Annotated in this window: 17 protein-coding genes; 7 read left to right on the top strand and 10 right to left on the bottom strand. The window is 58.6% G+C overall.

Annotation, left to right across the window (positions count from 1 at the left end; all coding sequences use genetic code 11):
• Positions 1 to 71 precede the first annotated feature (71 nt).
• Positions 72 to 887, top strand: coding sequence for a mechanosensitive ion channel family protein (locus tag KBF66_RS14825; RefSeq protein WP_296658639.1), 816 nt, complete (start codon positions 72 to 74; stop codon positions 885 to 887).
• A gap of 11 nt (positions 888 to 898) precedes the next feature.
• On the opposite strand, the gene KBF66_RS14820 is transcribed toward KBF66_RS14825, so the two are convergent.
• Entirely contained in the window at positions 899 to 1384 is a 486-nt protein-coding gene (locus tag KBF66_RS14820; RefSeq protein WP_296658636.1) for an Lrp/AsnC family transcriptional regulator, read from the bottom strand.
• Between the two features lie 178 nt (positions 1385 to 1562).
• On the opposite strand from KBF66_RS14820, the gene KBF66_RS14815 reads away from it, so the two are divergent.
• Together KBF66_RS14815 and fabG are read left to right on the top strand one after the other, a co-directional pair.
• Positions 1563 to 2771, top strand: a complete 1209-nt coding sequence (locus tag KBF66_RS14815; RefSeq protein WP_296658633.1) for a methionine gamma-lyase — start codon at positions 1563 to 1565, stop codon at positions 2769 to 2771.
• A gap of 116 nt (positions 2772 to 2887) precedes the next feature.
• Positions 2888 to 3634 carry a 3-oxoacyl-ACP reductase FabG gene (fabG, locus tag KBF66_RS14810; RefSeq protein ID WP_296658629.1) on the top strand — a complete coding sequence of 249 codons (747 nt, stop codon included), beginning with the start codon at positions 2888 to 2890 and terminating at the stop codon, positions 3632 to 3634.
• On the opposite strand, the gene KBF66_RS14805 is transcribed toward fabG, so the two are convergent.
• Complete coding sequence (locus tag KBF66_RS14805; protein ID WP_296658627.1) at positions 3631 to 4059, bottom strand: DUF3717 domain-containing protein; 429 nt, start codon at positions 4057 to 4059, stop codon at positions 3631 to 3633. The genes fabG and KBF66_RS14805 overlap by 4 nt on opposite strands.
• A gap of 52 nt (positions 4060 to 4111) precedes the next feature.
• Between KBF66_RS14805 and KBF66_RS14800 the strand changes: the two genes are divergently transcribed.
• Positions 4112 to 4462: a phage holin family protein gene (locus KBF66_RS14800; RefSeq protein WP_296658623.1), complete on the top strand. Its 351-nt coding sequence runs from the start codon at positions 4112 to 4114 to the stop codon at positions 4460 to 4462.
• Here the strand turns inward: KBF66_RS14800 and KBF66_RS14795 are convergent.
• Complete coding sequence (locus KBF66_RS14795) at positions 4433 to 6031, bottom strand: M48 family metalloprotease (RefSeq protein ID WP_296658644.1); 1599 nt, start codon at positions 6029 to 6031, stop codon at positions 4433 to 4435. The genes KBF66_RS14800 and KBF66_RS14795 overlap by 30 nt on opposite strands.
• 115 nt (positions 6032 to 6146) lie before the next feature.
• Here KBF66_RS14795 and moaC point away from each other — a divergent pair, with 115 nt between their 5' ends.
• The gene (gene moaC / locus KBF66_RS14790) at positions 6147 to 6632 is read left to right on the top strand and encodes a cyclic pyranopterin monophosphate synthase MoaC (protein ID WP_296658620.1); all 486 of its coding nucleotides are present in this window, start codon (positions 6147 to 6149) and stop codon (positions 6630 to 6632) included.
• 6 nt (positions 6633 to 6638) lie between these two features.
• Here the strand turns inward: moaC and KBF66_RS14785 are convergent, their stop codons facing one another.
• On the bottom strand, positions 6639 to 8171 hold the full coding sequence (locus tag KBF66_RS14785) for an O-antigen ligase family protein (RefSeq protein WP_296658617.1): 1533 nt from the start codon (positions 8169 to 8171) through the stop codon (positions 6639 to 6641).
• A 68-nt stretch (positions 8172 to 8239) separates the two neighbouring features.
• Entirely contained in the window at positions 8240 to 9304 is a 1065-nt protein-coding gene (gene fba, locus KBF66_RS14780) for a class II fructose-bisphosphate aldolase (RefSeq protein WP_296658612.1), read from the bottom strand.
• 296 nt (positions 9305 to 9600) lie between these two features.
• Between fba and KBF66_RS14775 the strand changes: the two genes are divergently transcribed.
• Positions 9601 to 11262 carry a putative transporter gene (locus KBF66_RS14775; RefSeq protein ID WP_296658609.1) on the top strand — a complete coding sequence of 554 codons (1662 nt, stop codon included), beginning with the start codon at positions 9601 to 9603 and terminating at the stop codon, positions 11260 to 11262.
• Between the two features lie 84 nt (positions 11263 to 11346).
• Here KBF66_RS14775 and KBF66_RS14770 read toward each other — a convergent pair whose 3' ends face one another.
• From KBF66_RS14770 to KBF66_RS14760, 3 genes are all read right to left on the bottom strand, one after another.
• The gene (locus KBF66_RS14770; RefSeq protein ID WP_296658607.1) at positions 11347 to 13230 is read right to left on the bottom strand and encodes a phosphoenolpyruvate carboxykinase (GTP); all 1884 of its coding nucleotides are present in this window, start codon (positions 13228 to 13230) and stop codon (positions 11347 to 11349) included.
• Between the two features lie 289 nt (positions 13231 to 13519).
• Entirely contained in the window at positions 13520 to 14953 is a 1434-nt protein-coding gene (gene pyk, locus KBF66_RS14765; protein WP_296658605.1) for a pyruvate kinase, read from the bottom strand.
• 137 nt (positions 14954 to 15090) lie between these two features.
• Entirely contained in the window at positions 15091 to 15711 is a 621-nt protein-coding gene (locus tag KBF66_RS14760; protein WP_296658601.1) for a MarC family protein, read from the bottom strand.
• 132 nt (positions 15712 to 15843) lie between these two features.
• On the opposite strand from KBF66_RS14760, the gene KBF66_RS14755 reads away from it, so the two are divergent.
• The gene (locus tag KBF66_RS14755; RefSeq protein ID WP_296658597.1) at positions 15844 to 16536 is read left to right on the top strand and encodes a dienelactone hydrolase family protein; all 693 of its coding nucleotides are present in this window, start codon (positions 15844 to 15846) and stop codon (positions 16534 to 16536) included.
• Between the two features lie 8 nt (positions 16537 to 16544).
• Here KBF66_RS14755 and KBF66_RS14750 read toward each other — a convergent pair whose 3' ends face one another.
• A complete protein-coding gene (locus KBF66_RS14750) occupies positions 16545 to 17699 on the bottom strand; it encodes a magnesium transporter CorA family protein (protein ID WP_296658595.1) in 1155 nt (384 codons plus the stop codon).
• Positions 17700 to 17765: 66 nt separating this feature from the next.
• Positions 17766 to 18782: a porphobilinogen synthase gene (gene hemB, locus KBF66_RS14745; protein ID WP_296658591.1), complete on the bottom strand. Its 1017-nt coding sequence runs from the start codon at positions 18780 to 18782 to the stop codon at positions 17766 to 17768.
• Between the last annotated feature and the right edge of the window lie 182 nt (positions 18783 to 18964).

The raw sequence follows: 18964 nt of genomic DNA, 5'->3' as shown, positions 1-18964 counted from the left end.
ACAGCGTCATGGTTTGCTGGTAGTATGCCGCGCGTCCTTGATTGTGTTCTTTGACTGACATTGGAGTAACTATGGATACAGGAAAAATCACCACCTGGGTTGATCAGATTCAGCCCATTTTGCTGACGTTCGGGCTCAAGGTGCTGGGTGCCATCGCCGTTTTTATCATCGGCCGCTGGCTAATCAGCATGGTTTCCAGGCTGGTCGGTGCGGCCATGACGCGACAAAAGCTCGACCCCACCGTGCAGAGGTATCTGGTGAGCTTCATCACCGTGTCGCTCAACATCATCCTGGTGGTGGCGATTTTGGGCTACTTTGGTGTCGAAACGACCTCGTTTGCAGCGCTGGTGGCGGGTGCGGGTGTGGCCATTGGCGCCGCCTGGAGCGGGCTTCTGGGCAACTTTGCCTCTGGCATCTTTTTGCTGGTTTTGCGTCCGTACCAGGTGGGTGACTACGTGATGGTCGGTGGTGTGGAAGGCACGGTGATGGAACTCGGCCTGTTTGGCACCACACTGACCACACCTGACAACGTGAAGACCGTTGTGGGTAACGGCAAGATCATGGGCGCGGACATCAAGAACTATTCCGCCAATGCTTTTCGCCGCGTCGAACTGGTGGCGCAACTGGCGGGCAGTGCGGATGTGCACAAGGCCATCGGTTTACTCAAGGACGCGGTCAGCCAGGTGCCCAACATCGCCGCATCCCCCGTGGTGGACGTTGAAATTCTGGAGTTCAACGAGTTTGGTCCCAAACTTGCGGTTCGCCCGTATTGCCACACCAACCATTATTGGCAGGTCTATTTCGACACCAACAAGGCCATCGCTGACACGCTGGGAGCAGCAGGCTTCCCGGTGGCGACCCGACCGGTCAAGATCTACCCGGTCTGAGCCACTTTTTGTCACGACGCGCCGTCGATTGGCAGACTGCGCGAGCGTTTAACCTCCTTGAGTGAAAAGCTGGTTGAAACCTCACGCACACCGGGCAGGGCACGGATGCGGGTGCGAAGGTAATCGGCAAAACTCTCCAGGTCCTGGGCCACAACTTCGAGTTGATAGTCGTATCGGCCCGACAGGTTGTGGCAGGACAACACCTGTGGCAGGGCCACCACCTCGCGCTCGAATGCCTCGGTCGCCTGCGAGGTGTGGTTTTCCATTTGTAACTGCACAAACCCGGTGACGCCGTACCCGAGCTGTCGGCGGCTCAGTCGCGCGTGGTAGCCCTCGACCAGCCCGGACTCCTCGAGCAGTTTCACCCGGCGCCAGCACGGAGACGGTGACAGCGACACCATTTCGGCCAGTTCGCCCACGGTGGCGCGACCGTTCTGTTGCAGAGCTTGAAGCAGTTGACGGTCAATGGCGTCAAGTTTGGGTAGTGGGTGTGACATGGCGGCGAATGGGTCAAGAACTGGTCCGGCAGTTTGCTGTGGAGCTGATTGGAATTGTTTGCTGGAAAGTCTATAAATATAAACAAATTAATCCAATGATTGCGAAATTTTGGTTCAAATTAGCAATCTTTTGCCTGGCCAAACGATCCAGAATTTCGCTCTTGTAACGGAGCAACTTATGTCCAGTCAGCAGAATCGACCCGGCGGTTTCAGTACCCGCGCCATCCATCACGGCTACCAGGCGGCCGACCACCATGGCGCACTGGTGCCACCCATTTACACCTCGGCGACCTATGCGTTTCCGGATGTGGCCTATGGCGCACGGTGTTTTGCCGGAACCGAGGCAGGGTATTTTTACAGCCGGGTTGGAAATCCGACGCTGGCGCTGCTGGAGTCACGATTGGCCAGCCTGGAGGAAGGGGCTGCCGCTGTGGTGTTCAGCTCGGGCATGGGGGCCATCAGTTCCACCTTATGGTCCATGTTGCAGCAGGGTGACGAAGTGCTGGCTGACCTGACACTGTATGGCTGCACTTTCTCGCTGCTCAATCACGGGCTGACCCAGTTTGGTGTGACAACCCGGCACATCGACCTGACCGACCCGCAGCAGCTGGCGCTGGCGATCGGCCCCAAAACACGGGTGTTGTACTTTGAAACACCGGCCAACCCCAATATGCGTCTGATCGATATTGCCGCGGTGTCGGCCATTGCCCATCAGGCCGGTGTGAAGGTGGTCGTTGACAACACTTACTGCACCCCTTATCTGCAGCGTCCGCTGACCCTGGGTGCCGATGTGAGCCTGCATTCGGTGACCAAGTATCTGGGTGGACACGGTGACCTGATGGCTGGTGCTGCCGTTTTTGCAGACGCTGAATTGGCCATGCATGTGCGTGTGTTCGGTCTGAAAGACATGACCGGTGCTGTCATGTCGTCACAGGATGCGCATCTGGTCATGCGAGGCCTGAAAACCCTGAGTCTGCGCATGGATCGTCATTGCCAGAGCGCGCAAAAAGTGGCGGAACTGCTACATCGGCATGCCGCCACCGAGCGGGTGTACTTCCCCGGATTGCCAGACTTTCCGCAATATGAACTTGCGCGTCGTCAAATGAGTCAGTTTGGCGGCATGGTGGCGTTTGAATTGCGGGGTGGCCTCCCGGCCGGGGTGCGTTTCATGGACGCGCTGCAGCTTGTGACCCGTGCCGTGAGCCTGGGCGATGCTGAGACCCTGGCGCAACACCCGGCCAGCATGACACACGCCACCTACACGCCTGAGGAGCGCGCTGCCCATGGCATCAGTGAAGGACTGGTGCGGTTGTCGGTCGGGTTGGAAGACCCGTCGGACATTCTGACCGACATTGAACAGGCCCTCGATCACGCACATCGCGAATGAAACGGCGCGCTAACCGCCTGCGGCGCGATTTCTTGTGGACTTGTTTGCGGCGTGTCAATTTCGTGCAAAGTCCGGCTTCTAAAATCCTAGGGTTTCTACTAACCAAGGATTGAATCATGACAGCACGTCTTACCAACAAGGTTTCCATCATTACCGGTGCCGCGCAAGGTATTGGCCTGGCAACCGCACTCAAGTTTGCGGCCGAGGGAGCTATCGTGATCATCTGCGACGTCAAGCAGGCCAGCGTCGATGAAGCCGTGGCACAGTGCCGCGCCCTCGGTGCGACAGCAGAGGGTTTTGTCATGGACGTGACCCAGCGCGCCGTGGTGGACGATGTGGTGGCTCAGGTCAAGGCCAAGTTTGGCCGCATCGATGTGCTGGTCAACAACGCCGGCATCACACAAGACGCCCGCCTGCAGAAAATGACCTCCGAGCAGTTTGACAAAGTGATCGATGTGAACCTGAAAGGTGTATTCAACTGCACTCAGGCGGTGGCCGATGGCATGGTGGCACAGGGCAGCGGTGCCATTCTCAACGCCAGTTCGGTGGTGGGTCTGTATGGTAATTTCGGGCAAACCAATTACGCCGCCACCAAGTTTGGCGTGATTGGCTTTACCAAGACCTGGGCGCGTGAGTTGGGTCCCAAGGGCGTGCGTATCAACGCGGTGGCACCTGGCTTTATCGCCACGCCGATGGTGGCCGCCATGCCCGAGAAAGTGCTGGCCGACCTCAGTGCCAAGGTGCACCTGCGCCGCATTGGCAAACCCGAAGAGATTGCCAATGTCTACGCCTTCCTCGCCAGTGACGAGGCCAGCTATGTCAATGGCGAGGTGATGGAAGTCTCCGGCGGTATTTCGCTCTAATCCGGGTTCCGACAGGCCTTTGATTCAGCAGCGCGCTCAGCGTATTTGTTGAATCGCAAGGCGGTTCGCTGGTGGCTGATGCGTTGCCAGACCGCGCGTTTTTCAACCGGCCGCATTTCGGTCCAGTATTGCACTTCGGCAAAACTGCGACCGCATCCCTTGCAAACCTCGTCACCCTGGCTGGTGGAGCAGATGGCAATGCAAGGGGTGTCTGGTGTGGTGTGATACCAGGCCAGCCAGGCCGCCAGAGCCAGCGGTGTGAGCCGGGTTTCCTCAACCAAAAGCTGGTGTTGCAAGGCCATTTCGGCGTAAATCTGCGCCAGCGCACCGATTTCAGGCGCCAGAGAAAACCCGTCGTCAGACGGTTGCAAGTGGCGCCAATGGTTGATGGCGGCCTCGATGTCGGTGATGTGAATGGCGGCCATGGGGGGCGAATCATAGCCCGGCCACCTCGCCGAACGTGCTAAGCTGCCCATCATGAAACTGATTGTCAAATGGCTGCTCAGCGCGGCCGCCCTGTTGTGTGTGGCCTACCTGTATGAAGGTGTTTCGGTGAGCAGCTTTGGTGCGGCACTGATGGCGGCCTTTGTCATCGGGCTGTTCAACATGGTGCTGCGCCCGGTGCTGGTGGTGCTGACACTGCCAGTCACGCTGGTGACGCTGGGCCTGTTCCTGTTTGTGATCAATGCGCTGATGTTTTGGTCCGCCGCCGGTGTGCTGGACGGATTTCATGTGCGCAGTTTTGCTGCTGCGCTGTTGGGTTCCCTGATCTATTCGGTGTTTGGCATCGTGATCGACTCAGCGGTCGAGCGCCTGTTCCTTAAGTAGTGCCTCGACCTGCCGCCGGCGGGTGTCGATGATGGAAGCGTCGATGTGTTCGGCGTTGTCAGGTTTTGTGCTGCGGTCATGGTGCTGTTCCTGTGCGGCGCGCAATCGGTCCAGCGCGCCTGTGTAATCGAACTGGGCCACCCGTTCTTCAGCCTGCGCCCGCAGGGCGCGCAGCGGCTGGTTTTGTGCGGCATAAACACGGGCCAGCCAATGCCAGGCTGCCGCGTCCTGGGCGTGGCTTGCGACCCGGTCCTGCAAACCTTGCGCAGCGGTCTCCAGCGTCGCGGCGTCAGGGTTTTGCAGTGCCACCTGAGTCTGCAGAAACAACCTAGCCCGTGGCTGTTTGCCCACCCCTGCCCAAGGTGACAGAGCGGCCAACGGAGTCAGTCCGGGGTTTGTCGGCTTGCCTTGATTGGCTGCCAGCAGCATCTCAACACCCAGCCAGCGGGCTTGTGTCAGGGCAGCGGCGTCGCTGGCGACCAGCCCTTGCAGGCGCTGCACATTGCGTTGGCTCAAAGCCGGGTCTCGCAAGCGACTGGCGGCCAGCGTCGCACCGTACAGCAAACCTGCTTGTGCTGCCGGTGCTAGCGCTGAGAACGCCGCGTCATTCACCTGGGCTTGCCACGTGCGCAGCGTATCCACCCCTGAGTTGGCCAGTACCCGCGCGCGCGCCACCATCATGGCGTGCAGCACGGTGGGTACGGGTGCCGTGCCGTGCGTGCTGCCCAGCGGCAGTCGCGAGTGCATGTCGGCAATGCGCTCGGTGGTCAATGGGTGACTGCGCAGATAGGGGTAGGCACCGCTGTCGTTGTGTCGCGCTGCTTGCTGCAACTTGTCAAACATGCTGACAAAACCGGTCGCTTCAAAACCGGCCTGGGTCATCACGCCAAAGCCGATGCGGTCTGCCTCGCGCTCCATGTCGCGTGAGAAATTCAGCTGGGACTGGGCGGACAACGCCTGGCCACCGACCATCAGCGCTTCACCGGAACTGTTGCCTTTGCTGGCTGCCAGCGCCCCCAGAATCATGGCACCAATCAGCCACGGAGTTTGCTGGCTGTTTTTTGTCATCAGGCGTGATATGTGGCGTTGAGTGACGTGACTGAGCTCATGACCAAGTACAGAGGCCAGTTCATCTCGGCTGGTCACCACGGCCAGCAAGCCGAGGTTCAGACCCAGGTAGCCGCCCGGCAGAGCAAACGCGTTGACGCTGCGGTCACGCCCCAGCAGAATTTGCCAGGCAAAGCGCTCGTCAAGTTCGGTACTGAGGTCACCACGCAAACGCGCTGCCGCCAGCAGGGGCTGCCAGATATCCTGCACATAGTCGGTCAGCACCGGGTCGTCAAAATAATCCGGGTCACGATACAGCTCGCGCACGATGCGGTCACCCAGTCGCCGCTCCTCGTTGCTGCTCATCTCGCTGCCGTCGCCCAGCAGCGGCAATGCCGTCGCGGTGGCAACTGGCACGGGCGTGCCACCTGTCTGCTGGGCCTGCGCTGAAACCGGTAACGTCCACGCAGACGCAATAATAAAGAGAGCGTTCAGTGCTTTCTCAATATGCGGTAAAGCCATATTCGAGCGAAAAATGGCAGTCGTTTTGCCGGGCCGGGGGTGGATGGACGCACGAATTGCTTGTGTCATACCCGTATGATGCCAGTCTTGTGTAAAGGTTCTGTATCCTCTCCCCATGAATTCCCTCACCCATTTTGACGCTCAGGGCCAAGCCCACATGGTCGATGTCGCCGCCAAGGCCGCAACCCATCGGATCGGTATCGCCAGCGGCCGAATCCAGATGGAGCCGGCAACACTGGCGCTGATCACCTCCGGCAACCACAAAAAGGGTGATGTGCTGGGCATCGCCCGAATCGCGGGCATCATGGCAGCCAAGAAAACCAGTGAGTTGATTCCGCTGTGCCACCCGTTGGCGCTGACGCGGGTGGCCCTTGCTTTTGAGCTGTTGGAAGCGCAAGGGGGTCAAGCGGCAGCGGTCACTTGCACCGCAACAGTAGAAACGGTCGGGCAGACCGGTGTCGAGATGGAGGCGCTGACCGCTGTGCAGGTGGCACTGCTCACCATTTACGACATGTGCAAAGCAGTTGACCGCGGCATGGTGATGACCGACGTCAAGTTACTGGAGAAACACGGCGGCAAGTCGGGCAGTTTTGTGCGCTGATCCGGTTCAGCGTGTTTCGGGCAGGTCCGTGTTTTGGCTGATCCAGGCGGCATAATCGGCAGGAAAAGCGATTTTCATCCGGGCTGCAAAAAAGGCGACCTCGTCATATTGCTTGCGCACCACGGCGGTGTCCAGCAATTTTTCAACCACCCGGGCTTCGGGTGAAAAGTGGAGCATATCCAGGGCCAGGGCATGCAAGGATTCCGCGTTGGCAGCGCTCACCTCGGTCAGGGTCAGGTCGGCAAAGCGCACCTGGTCGCCAAATAGCCAGACATTGCGTGTCTTGTTCACGGTATCAACACGGTACGCTGCCAGTCGGTCTTGCGGGTTCTGGTAAATCTGGCTCGCCAGGTAATAATTCCAACCGCTGACACCACAAAATACAATTAAAATTGTAGCAATAAATACTTTGCTGTATTGTGCTAGAAGGCTAAAACGTCTGATTCTTATGTCGTACCTGTGCCGGCCGGGGTGCCACCACAGGAGCCATAGACTCAGTCCCACGGCCATTTGGAACGGACCGTACCAAAGGGGATACTCCAGCAGGCTGTGCAAGCCGACGATGGCCAGCACCGCCCAAGCCAATTGACGGCTGGGATCGGACTCCCGCCACGGGCGGCCATGCCAGATCAGTCCAAGCGCCACGCCACACGCCAAAAGCGCGACGGGCACACCGAGTTCGACCGCCAGGTGCAGGGGCAGGTTGTGAGCGTTGTCCAGGATGTCGCAGAAGCGCTGGCCGGGGTACAGTGTGATGAAGTGGGCGTAGTCCAGTTCACCCCAACCCCAGCCCAGCCAGGGTTTCTCGGCAATCAGATGCAATACATTGCGCCACAGCGTCAAACGGCTGAAACACGCCGCATCGCCGGCGCGCAGGCGTGCCCAGGCACCACTGTTCAGGGGATCCAGACCGGCCAATAGGGGTAGTGCCAGCGTTGCTGTCATATAGGCCAGCACGGTGACCGCGGGGATGAGCAGCCATGCGGTGGCTGGCGTCTTGTCGGTGGGACGTCCCCCGGCAACCTGGCCGGGGCGCCACCAGAGCAACAACAAAACCACCAGAACCAGTTGAATCAGGCCGGTACGCGACGACGAGGCCGCGTTCGCCACGCCCAGCAAAGCGGCCAGACAGGCATGTAACCAGAGCATCGAGGGCGTGGGGCGGCTTTGAAGATGCCACCAGACCAGCGCCAGCAGGCCCAGATTGATCAAGGTTGCGAACTGATTGCGTTGGCGCAGATGGCCAAAGGCTTCGCCCACATCGGTATGGTTCATCCAGACGCCAAACGCCGCTGTTGCACCAAAATATTGCAGCAAGCCGATCAAGGCACTCAAACTTGCGGCGCTCAGCCACGCCAGCGCAATGGCGCGCACCATGCGTTCAGACTGGCCTTGTTGCCGATCAAAGGCAAAAGCCAGCAATACTCCGGCAGCGCACAGCCAGGCAAACAACAGCGGGCCAACGGCACTGGTAGGCCCGGGCGAAAACGGATTGAGCCAGGGCAGCGTGACCAGGAAAAATGCAACAAATGCTGGCATGGGCGGTACACAAAAAACCCCGCCAGTGGCCTCTGCCATTGGCGGGGTGATCCATGCGATGTGCGGGTTTACTGGACCACTTGGGCCAGCGCACCGCTGGCGTACCGGGTGGCGACCACACTCAGGCTGTCACCTTTGATCTTGGCGGCCTGGCCTTCGCAGCCGAATTCAAGGTAGCGCTGTTTGCACAGCTGCTTGGCAGCTTCGCGGGCGGGCTTGAGCCAGTCGCGCGCATCAAACTTGTCCGGGTTTTCAAAAAGGTACTTGCGCACCGCTGCGGTCATGGCCAGGCGGATATCGGTGTCGATGTTGATTTTGCGCACACCGTACTGGATCGCCTTCTGGATCTCTTCGACTGGCACACCGTAAGTTTCTTTCATCTTGCCGCCGTACTGATTGATGAGCGCCAGTGACTCCTGTGGCACGCTGGAAGAGCCGTGCATCACCAGATGGGTGTTGGGCAGGCGGGCGTGGATTTCCATGACGCGATCGATGGCCAGAATGTCGCCAGTGGGCTTGCGGGTGAACTTGTAAGCGCCATGGCTGGTACCGATGGCAATGGCCAGCGCATCCAGTTGTGTGCGTTTGACAAACTCGGCAGCCTGTTCGGGGTTGGTGAGCATCTGTTCGCGTGTCATGGTCGCGTCGGTGCCGTGACCATCTTCCTTGTCGCCTTTCATGGTCTCAAGGCTGCCAAGACAGCCCAACTCACCTTCGACGGTGACGCCGACGGCATGGGCCATGTCGACCACTTTGCGGGTGACTTCAACGTTGTACTCGAAGCTGGCAATGGTCTTGCCGTCGCCTTCGAGGCTGCCGTCCATCATGACGGAAGAAAAGCCCAGGTTGATAGCTCCTTGGCAAATTGCCGGGCTTTGCCCATGGTCCTGATGCATCACCAGTGGAATATGGGGATAGCTCTCGATGGCGGCTTGAATCAGGTGTTTGATAAAGGCCTCGCCCGCGTATTTGCGCGCACCCGCGCTGGCTTGCAGAATCACCGGGGAGCCCACTTCGTCGGCGGCGGACATGACAGCCTGCACTTGCTCGAGGTTGTTGACGTTGAAGGCCGGGATGCCATAGCCATTTACAGCGGCGTGGTCAAGCAGTTCGCGCATAGAAACAAGAGCCATGATGATGTCCTTTGGAGGTTAAAACGACAGGTTGAACCGCCCAATTTTAGCGATGGATGCAACAGCCGACTTAATCCAGCGCAAACGAAGGGCGGGAAATCCCCTGCCAGGCGCGTGCTTTCTATAAAATCAACTAACTTTATTTAAGTGTGCGAACGTCTTGTACCTCATGCAGCCGTTTTGGGCTGTGTCTTGTCGGATTTTGGTTGAAACGGCCGCAAGCTTTCAAGATAACCCAGGCGGCAAGTCAAGGGCGTCAAACGGCCATCCCGCGTGGCCGAACAAAGGTTTTAATCATGAGTGATGTGGCGATTTCGGTCAGCTTGCTGGCGCTGGTTGCGGTGCTGGGTTTGTGGCTGGGCGGTTTTGAGTTCAAGGGCGTTGGACTGGGCATTGGCGGAGTGTTGTTCGGTGGCATTTTTGTGGGTCACTTTGTTCACCAGCAAGGCATTGCGCTGGATTTGCATACCTTGCACTTTGTGCAGGAGTTCGGGCTGATCCTGTTCGTTTACAGCATTGGCATCCAGGTGGGGCCGGGCTTCTTCTCATCATTGCGCAGCAGCGGACTCAGGCTCAACGGTTTTGCGGCGCTTTTGGTGTTGCTCGGTTGTGCCGTGGCGGCTGCCCTGAACAAGGGACTTGATGTACCGTTACCCGTGGTGCTGGGCATTTTCTCGGGAGCGGTCACCAATACGCCTTCACTTGGGGCCGGGCAACAAATTCTGACTGAATTGGGGGCGTCGGCGCTAAGTGTTTCGGGCATGGGTATGGCCTATGCGATGGCCTATCCATTTGGCATCTGCGGCATATTGCTGTCCATGTGGTTGATCCGGCTGATTTTTCAGGTCGATGTCAACGCCGAGGCGCTGGAGTTTGAGGCGCAGGCAGGTCGTTCACGCGCCAGCCTGGCCACCCTGAATGTGGCGCTGCGCAATACCAATCTCAATGGTTTGGCGCTCAAAGATGTGCCCCTGTTGGCCGACGGCAAAGTGATTTGCTCGCGGCTGAAACGCGGAGATACCCTCAGTGTGCCACGTCCAGACACAGCACTGCAGACCGGTGATACCCTGCACTTGGTGGGAGACGCTGACACGCTGCGCCAGGTGCAGTTGGTGATTGGCGAGGAAGTCGAGACCTCGCTGTCCACCCACGGAACTGATCTCCGGGTGGAGCGGGTGGTCGTGACGAACGTCAAGGTGATTGGGAAAAGTTTGATCGAACTGGCACTCACCCAAACCTACGATGTGGTGATCTCGCGCCTGAACCGCGCAGGCGTGGAACTCGTACCCGAGCCCAGCACCACGTTACAGTTTGGCGATATCCTGAATCTGGTCGGTCGCCCGGACTCGATCGATGTGGTCGCGGGCATGATGGGCAACGCCCATCAGAAACTGCAGCAGGTTCATATGCTGCCGGTGTTTATCGGCATCGGGCTGGGGGTGTTGCTGGGTTCCATCCCGTTTTATCTGCCAGGCATTCCGGCTGCGCTCAAACTCGGGCTGGCTGGCGGTCCGTTGGTTGTGGCATTGATCGTGTCACGCATTGGCAGTGTCGGTACCTTGCACTGGTTTATGCCGCCCAGTGCCAATCTGGCGTTGCGTGAACTGGGGATTGTGCTGTTTCTGGCGGTGGTGGGGCTGAAGTCAGGCGGGCAGTTTCTCGAAACCTTGCTGCAAGGCCCAGGCGTCAGTTGGCTGCTGTATGGTGCCTTGATCACCCTGTTGCCCTTGATGACCGTGGGTCTGCTGGCCCGGATGTTTGGCAAAACCAATTATCTGTCCCTGTGTGGTTTGTTGGCAGGCTCCATGACGGACCCTCCGGCGCTGGCGTTTGCCAACGCCATGCACCCCACCAGCGGCGCAGCGGCCCTGTCGTATGTGACGGTTTACCCGCTGGTGATGTTTTTGCGCATTGTGGCGCCGCAATTGTTGGCTTTGCTGCTCTGGGTGCCGGGTTAACGGCATCGGTTGGCGGCGACCCAGCAAAAAAGCCACCGCGGAGGTGGCTTTGAAGTACGCAGCCAGCAGGGCTGAGGCGTGGAATCAGGCCAGTGCTGCCTCAATTCGTTGTTTGGTTGCCACCAGCTCCTTGGGCAGGTGGTAGGCCAGCTTGTCGAACAGCTCGTCGTGCAGTGCCATTTCTTCTTTCCAGGCCGCCTTGTCGATGCTGGTCACGGTCTTGAACTGCTCTGCAGTGAAGTTCAAACCTTTCCAGTTGAGCGCCTCGTAGGCTGGGCTGATACCGAAAAAGTGTTCCTGCCCTTGCGGAGAGGTACCGTCCAGGCGGTCCAGAATCCACTTGAGCACGCGCATATTTTCGCCATAGCCGGGCCAGGCAAATTTGCCATCCGGACCTTTGCGGAACCAGTTGGTGGTGTAGATCTTGGGCAACTTGACGCCCTGAGCTTCCAGTTTTGCACCCAGGGTGAGCCAGTGCTGGAAGTAGTCACTCATGTTGTAGCCTGTAAACGGCAACATGGCGAAGGGGTCGCGCCGTACCACGCCAGCCTGACCTACGGCCGCTGCGGTGGTTTCCGAGCCCATGGTGGCGGCCATGTAAACACCGTCGACCCAGCTGCGTGCCTCGGTCACCAGCGGCACCGTGGTGGCGCGCCGACCGCCAAACATGAACGCATCAATCGGCACACCCGCCGGGTTATCCCATTCGGTGTCGAGCGCCGGGTTGTTGACGGCAGACACGGTAAAGCGCGAATTGGGGTGTGCGGCCTTGGCACCTGTGGTTTTGGCGATTTCAGGGGTCCAGTCGTTGCCTTTCCAGTCGATCAGGTGATCGGGGAGCTTCTGCCCTGGCACATCATGCTCCATGCCTTCCCACCATACATCACCATCATCGGTGAGTGCCACGTTGGTGTAGATGACGTTCTTGTCCAGACTGCGCATGCAGTTGGGGTTGGTCAGCATATTGGTGCCAGGCGCGACGCCGAAGTAGCCGGCTTCAGGGTTGATGGCGTAGAGCTTGCCATCGGCCCCTGGCTTGATCCAGGCAATGTCATCGCCCACGGTGGTGATTGACCAGCCGTCAAAACCGGCCGGTGGCACCAGCATGGCGAAGTTGGTTTTGCCGCAGGCACTGGGGAAGGCCGCTGCCACATAGTGTTTTTTGCCTTGCGGGTTGGTGGCCCCCAGAATCATCATGTGCTCAGCAAGCCAGCCTTCGTCGCGCGCCATGTTGGAGGCAATGCGCAGAGCGAAGCACTTCTTTCCCAGCAAAGCGTTGCCGCCATAGCCAGAACCAAAGCTCCAGATCTCACGGGTTTCGGGGTAGTGAACAATGTACTTGTTGGGGTTGCAAGGCCAGGTCACATCCTTTTGACCGACTTCCAGCGGAGCCCCCACGGTGTGCATGCATGGCACAAATTCCCCATCGGAGCCGAGCACGTCGTATACGGCTTTTCCCATGCGCGTCATGATCTTCATGTTCACGGCCACGTAAGCGCTGTCAGACAATTCCAGCCCGATATGGGCAATCGGACTGCCCAATGGGCCCATGCTGAACGGAATCACATACAGCGTGCGGCCCTTCATGCAGCCGTCGAAAAGGGCCTTGGTGCCGTCGGCCTGCCCGGTTTGCAGCAGGGCACGCATCTCGGCCGGGGCCATCCAGTTGTTGGTGGGACCGGCATTTTCTTTCTGCTCGCTGCAAATAAACGTCCGGTCTTCGACACGGGCTACGTCGCTGGGGTCGCTACATGCCAAAAAACTGTTGGGGCGCTTGGCCGGATTGAGCTTCTTGAACGTGCCGCCGTCCACCAGCAATTGGCAGAGGCTGTTGTATTCTTCATCTGTGCCATCACACCAATGAATGGCAGCAGGTTGGGTCAGTGCGACCATGTCGGTCACCCATGCGATCAGCTTTGCATTTTTGACATGACTCGGGGCGTTGACGTGGGGAACAGGTGTGCTCATTGATACTCCTAGTTTAAAAAACCGACCTGCTAGAGTGGTATCAGCCACACCCCATTGCCTTGGGCTGGGGGTAAAGATCTTGTGCGCTGTGACGAACGACCCAATACGATTGGCGCGCGGCAGGCGCCCCTGGTATTGGGCATGTACGCATTCGAAAAAACTGAAACGGGTCTAACGATAGACAAATTTTAGTCTTGCACCTGCAGAAGTCACGCGTTATTTGGCGAGGGTTTGATCCTTCGCAAACACCAGGCCACTCTCGTCGATGTGGATTCTGGATGTGCCAGGCTCAGGCGACACGGCATATCTTGAGCATGTTGGCGCCGCCAGGCGCTCCCATGGGTTCACCACAAGTGATGGCGTAAACATCACCGGGTTGAACAATATGGCGTTTTTTGAGGTCGATTTCAGCTTGGGCCAGCGCTGTGTCGCGATCGGCGCTGGTGTCGATCAGGAGCGGACGCACGTTGCGGTAGAGCGTCATTTTGCGCTGGGTTGCAACCTTCGATGTCAAGGCGTAAATTGGCACCTTGATCAGGTGGCGGCTCATCCACAGAGCAGTCGAACCACTGTCGGTGAGCGCCACAATCGCCTTGGCACCCAGGTGGTGCGCGGTAAACAGCGCGCCCATGGCGATGGCTTGGTCGATACGGGTGAAGGTCTTGCCGGCAAAATCGGCGTCGAGCTGCAGCACCCCGCCAGACTCTGCTGCATGGCAGATTTTGGCCATCTCGATGACCGTTTCGAGCGGGTACTTGCCCGCAGCGGTTTCCGCTGACAGCATGACCGCGTCGGTGCCGTCCAGCACCGCATTGGCGACATCGCTCACCTCGGCGCGGGTGGGCACCGGGTTGGTGATCATGGACTCCATCATCTGAGTGGCAGTGATGACAACACGGTCGTGGTCGCGTGCGAGCTTGATCATGCGTTTTTGCAAGGCAGGGACCACCGCGTTACCCACTTCAACCGCCAGATCGCCGCGTGCCACCATGATGCCGTCGCTGGCCAGCAGGATTTCCTCCATCTTGGGGATGGCCTCGGCACGTTCGATTTTTGCGATTAGTCCAGGACGATGACCACTGTCTGCTGCAGCGACACTGCACAACTGACGAGCCATCTCCATGTCCGTGGCGCTTTTGGGAAAGCTGACTGCGACATAGTCAGCCTGAAAAGCCATGGCCGTCCGAATATCGTCCATGTCCTTGGCGGTCAGGGCGGGTGCCGTGAGTCCACCGCCCTGCTTGTTGATGCCCTTGTTGTTGGATAACTCGCCACCCAGTTTGACGGTGGTGTGGATCGCCTCGCCAATCACTTCGTCGACGGTGATGACGATCAGACCGTCATTGAGCAGCAATACGTCGCCTGATTTGACTTCGCGTGGCAAGGATTTGTAGTCCAACCCTACACAGTTGGTGTCCCCGAGCTCGGTTCGAGCCGCATCCATGACAAATTTCTGCCCGGGTTCAAGGAAAATCTTGCCCTCGGCAAATTTGCCCACGCGAATCTTGGGTCCTTGCAGGTCGGCCATGATGGCGACCTCACGACCGGCACGTGCTGCCGCTTCGCGCACCATGCGGGCCCGATCGATGTGGTCCTGCGCCTTGCCATGGCTGAAATTCAGTCGAACCACATTGACACCGGCACGAATCATTTGCTCCAGCAGCGCGGGATCACTGGATGCTGGGCCCAGGGTGGCAACAATTTTGGTGGCGCGACGCGGCATGTATCAATCTCCATGTAATCAAGTTTCGTGATTTTCACACGGAAGCAGTTACATGACAGCGACAAGTTACCGATCACCCCGACCGTGAAACGTGATTGGGAAAGATAGTCGTGAGGATGGATCGTGCCGGGCGGCGGCTACTTGCCCAACACCGGGAAAAGCAGGATGAGTCCATCCGACATCACTTCCACGGCGAGCGCAGCGAGTATCAGCCCCATCAGTCGAGTCATGACATTGATTCCCGTTTTTCCCAGGACACGCGCGATTGGCTGCGCCAGAGAGAAACACAAGGCTGTTGCCAAGGCAATCACCAGCCCATAGGCAACAAGTGTGCCAAGTTGCAGCAGGGTTTTGGCTTTTTCGGCGTAAATCACCACGGTTGACATGGTGGCCGGACCGGTCAGCAGCGGAATGGTGAGTGGCACCACCGCAATACTGGCGCGTGCTGCGGCGTCATGCATTTCTTCCTCGTTGGATTTGGCTTCGGCGGGCTGCGCGTTGAGCATCGACAAGGCCGAGGTCAGCAGCAACATGCCGCCACCGACCTGGAAACTGGCCAGCGAAATGCCAAAGAACTCCAGCACATGCAAGCCCATCAGGGCACAGGTGGCAATGACCACAAAGCAGCTCAGCGAAGCGATCCAGATGGTGCGGCGGCGTTGCTCCAGCGTAAAGTCCTGGGTGTAGTGAATGAAAAACGGGACAATGGCCAATGGGTTGACGATGGCCAAGAGGGTGATGAATGGTTTGAAATCCATGGTGTTTTATCCGGATGGGCTGCGGTGATGGCGCGGCGCTTTTGTCAATCACCGCAAAGCGGGTCAACCGGAGAGCATGGTAACGAGAAGTCGCTGGACAATGCTGCTTTGCTGAAAGTAGGAGCCAATTTCATGTCCCATTCCATTGAACTGACCGCTGCAGACGGATTTGTATTTCCGGTCTACCTGGCTGAGCCCGCCGTGAAACCCCTGGGCTCCGTGGTGGTGCTGCAGGAGATTTTTGGTGTCAATACACACATCCGCAGCGTCGCCGATGGATTTGCGGCGCAAGGCTATCTGGCACTGGCACCGTCGACCTTTCATCGCGTAAAACCCGATGTCGACATGGGCTACGCATCTGACGATATCGCTGCCGGCGTTGCATTGAAGTCGCAAATCGAAATGCTGCCAGTGCCGGGCGTGTTGCAGGATGTCCAGGCCACCATTGACTACGCCGCCAAGCGGACTGGTCGAGTTGGTGTGGTGGGTTACTGCTGGGGTGGTTTGTTGGCCTGGCGCGCGGCGTGTGGACTGGATGGTATCCATGCAGCGGTGCCCTATTACGGCGGCGGCATGACACAGGTGGCTGAAATCTCCCGCACGCCCAAGGTGCCGGTGTTGGCGCATTTTGCGCAAAACGATCACTCCATCCCGTTGGAGGGGGTTGAGCGGTTCAAAGCGGCGCATCCGGAAGTCGAACTGCAGCTGTACGATGCCAGTCATGGCTTTAACTGCGACCACCGAGCTGCCTACCATGCGCCGTCGGCAGCGCTCGCCCGTGAACGGACCCTGGCGTTCTTTCAGCGGCTGCTGGTTGTGCCATAAACATTGTGTCAGCGGCCACTGCTGCGGGTCAGGTATCGTTTGCGCCAGAAGAACATGCCCAGTCCCAGTGCGACCGCCATCATCAAGCCGATGGCCCACCATAGGCCACGCTGTTGGTGAATGAGTGGCATGGATTCGAAATTCATGCCGAAAAACCCGGTAACCAGGTTAAGTGGCAGAAAGATGGCTGTCAGCACAGTCAGGGTGCGCATGATCTCGTTGGTTCGGTGGCTCTGCGCACTGAAGTGAATCTGCACAGCCGTCTCGGCGTTCTGCTCCAGCTGGCGGACATGGTGGGCGACGCGCTCGATGTGTTCGAGCACGTCGCGACTGCGCACCTGCAGCATGTCGCGTTCGTGACCGCTCAGGTGAGTATCGTTGTCGGGCCAGCCCTTGAGTGACTCGATCCAGTCCTGTACGGCACCGCGTTGGTCCTCGCAGACCTCATCAAGTTGGTGCAATGTTTGCCGTGCGTCAAGCAGCGTGCGCCAATTGGCAAATCGGGCCTTTGGGTCCATCAGCTCGGACTGCCAGTGGTCAAGCTGATGACTCAACTCGCGGCGCAGGGCCAGAAAACCATCGACAGCGTGGTTGACGATGCGCAGCATCAGGTCGGCCGGATGCCCCGGTACACCGCGTGCGCCAGCTGATCGGCTGTCGGGGATCACCGTCGAAGCGATGGTGTTGCCGCCAGCGACCAGTAGCCGATGGGCGTAGCTGTCGCGCAAAGCGCACTCCTGTGGGTGCACCGTCAGCAGAACCCGATCCAGCACGACAAAGCCGACCGGACTGGTATCGATGCGCCGCATGATCGGTGGGCCGCCTGTTTTTCTCGGCGGCGAGGGTCTTGCTTCGTTCGCGTCGTCCGGATGGGTTGAGCCAACCGCCAGGCGTCGAAACACCAGCAAATCGTATTGCGAGGTGTAGTCAAAGCGCGAAGGCAATTGGGCATTGAGCAGATCGGCTAGGTGCAGGTCGACAAGTTGCAGCGAGCACCAGCGCTGCAGTGCGGCCTGAATGGGCAGGTGCGATTGCTCGAGTTCCGCGCGGCTGCAGCTGAGCCACAGGTAGCCGGGAGTTGGCAAGCTCAGCTGGGACAGGTCCGTGGACTGAGCCCCGCTCAGTTCAGCAACCTGATTGCCTTGAATGGAAAAGACTCGCATGGCTGTGACCAGTCGATTGAATGATAAAAATGTGACTCTAGCGCAATGAATGAAAGGATTTGATGCTCATGTTTTCTTTATCAATCTGGCTGCTTCGCGAGCAAAATACGTCAGAACGCCATCGGCACCGGCGCGTTTGAAGGCGAGCAAGCTCTCCATCATGACCGCGTCGTGGTCGAGCCAGCCGTTTTGGGCGGCGGCTTTGAGCATGGCGTATTCCCCCGACACCTGGTAAGCAAAGGTCGGAATCCGGAACGCGTCCTTGACGCGACGGACGATGTCCAGGTAAGGCATCCCGGGTTTGACCATGACCATGTCGGCGCCTTCGGCGATGTCCAGTGCCACTTCGCGCAAGGCTTCGTCGCTGTTGCCTGGGTCCATCTGGTAAACCTTCTTGTTACTTTTTCCAAGGTTGCCTGCAGAGCCGACGGCATCTCGAAATGGACCATAAAACGCCGACGCGTACTTGGCGCTATAGGCCATGATGCGGGTGTGCACAAAATGTTGTGCTTCAAGTGCCTGGCGGATCGCGCCAATCCGACCATCCATCATGTCGCTGGGCGCAACGATGTCGGCGCCCGCGCCAGCTTGGGTGAGCGCCTGTTTGACCAGTATTTCGATGGTGGCATCGTTCATGATGTAACCCGCCTCACTGGGGCGTGGGTCTGGCAGACCATCCTGACCGTGGCTGGTAAATGGGTCCAAAGCTACATCACACATGATCCCGAGTTCAGGAAACTCCTGTTTGAGTGCTTGCACCACCCGCGGCACCAGACCTTCAGGGTTCAGAGCCTCGCGACCGTCCGGCGTTTTGAGTGACGGGTCAATCACGGGGAAAAGGGCCATCACCGGTATGCCGAGACTGACGCAGTCTTCGGCCACCGGCAGCAACAGGTCAAGGCTCAGCCGTTCGACCCCAGGCATGGATGCAACAGGCTGGCGCTGTTGTGTGCCGTCCACCACAAACACGGGATAAATCAGGTCACTCGGTGTGACAAGGTTTTCGCGCACCAGATTGCGGGTAAAGCCATCGCGCCGCAGGCGGCGCGGTCGGCCAAGCGGGAAGGGTGCATAAGGTGTCATGGATGGGCCACTTTCAGTTGGGTTGGTTGATCGAATTTTGAAAATATTTGCCTGGCTGGCTTGAAACTTACACGAATCTTTGGTAAATTACGACCCGGACAGTTTACTGTCCCCCGCTTTTCCTCCCTGAGCGGGGCCTTGATGTGTGACAGCAAATAGGCTTACCACCCCAGCCCTCGTGC

Source organism: Rhodoferax sp., assembly GCF_018063565.1.
In the GTDB taxonomy this organism is placed as follows: domain Bacteria; phylum Pseudomonadota; class Gammaproteobacteria; order Burkholderiales; family Burkholderiaceae_C; genus Rhodoferax.
Note: the sequence above shows the minus strand (reverse complement) of the source record. Positions and strands in the feature narration are given on the sequence as shown.

What these genes read in the sequence shown, in the direction of transcription:
- pyk (WP_296658605.1), bottom strand. Translation starts at nt 14,953, where the DNA reads ATGCCGCGTCGCGCCACCAAAATTGTTGCCACCCTGGGCCCAGCATCC.
- KBF66_RS14755 (WP_296658597.1), top strand. Translation starts at nt 15,844, where the DNA reads ATGTCCCATTCCATTGAACTGACCGCTGCAGACGGATTTGTATTTCCG.
- moaC (WP_296658620.1), top strand. Translation starts at nt 6,147, where the DNA reads ATGAATTCCCTCACCCATTTTGACGCTCAGGGCCAAGCCCACATGGTC.
- KBF66_RS14820 (WP_296658636.1), bottom strand. Translation starts at nt 1,384, where the DNA reads ATGTCACACCCACTACCCAAACTTGACGCCATTGACCGTCAACTGCTT.
- KBF66_RS14750 (WP_296658595.1), bottom strand. Translation starts at nt 17,699, where the DNA reads ATGCGAGTCTTTTCCATTCAAGGCAATCAGGTTGCTGAACTGAGCGGG.
- fba (WP_296658612.1), bottom strand. Translation starts at nt 9,304, where the DNA reads ATGGCTCTTGTTTCTATGCGCGAACTGCTTGACCACGCCGCTGTAAAT.
- KBF66_RS14805 (WP_296658627.1), bottom strand. Translation starts at nt 4,059, where the DNA reads ATGGCCGCCATTCACATCACCGACATCGAGGCCGCCATCAACCATTGG.
- KBF66_RS14825 (WP_296658639.1), top strand. Translation starts at nt 72, where the DNA reads ATGGATACAGGAAAAATCACCACCTGGGTTGATCAGATTCAGCCCATT.
- fabG (WP_296658629.1), top strand. Translation starts at nt 2,888, where the DNA reads ATGACAGCACGTCTTACCAACAAGGTTTCCATCATTACCGGTGCCGCG.
- KBF66_RS14785 (WP_296658617.1), bottom strand. Translation starts at nt 8,171, where the DNA reads ATGCCAGCATTTGTTGCATTTTTCCTGGTCACGCTGCCCTGGCTCAAT.
- KBF66_RS14800 (WP_296658623.1), top strand. Translation starts at nt 4,112, where the DNA reads ATGAAACTGATTGTCAAATGGCTGCTCAGCGCGGCCGCCCTGTTGTGT.
- KBF66_RS14770 (WP_296658607.1), bottom strand. Translation starts at nt 13,230, where the DNA reads ATGAGCACACCTGTTCCCCACGTCAACGCCCCGAGTCATGTCAAAAAT.
- KBF66_RS14760 (WP_296658601.1), bottom strand. Translation starts at nt 15,711, where the DNA reads ATGGATTTCAAACCATTCATCACCCTCTTGGCCATCGTCAACCCATTG.
- KBF66_RS14795 (WP_296658644.1), bottom strand. Translation starts at nt 6,031, where the DNA reads ATGGCTTTACCGCATATTGAGAAAGCACTGAACGCTCTCTTTATTATT.
- KBF66_RS14775 (WP_296658609.1), top strand. Translation starts at nt 9,601, where the DNA reads ATGAGTGATGTGGCGATTTCGGTCAGCTTGCTGGCGCTGGTTGCGGTG.
- hemB (WP_296658591.1), bottom strand. Translation starts at nt 18,782, where the DNA reads ATGACACCTTATGCACCCTTCCCGCTTGGCCGACCGCGCCGCCTGCGG.
- KBF66_RS14815 (WP_296658633.1), top strand. Translation starts at nt 1,563, where the DNA reads ATGTCCAGTCAGCAGAATCGACCCGGCGGTTTCAGTACCCGCGCCATC.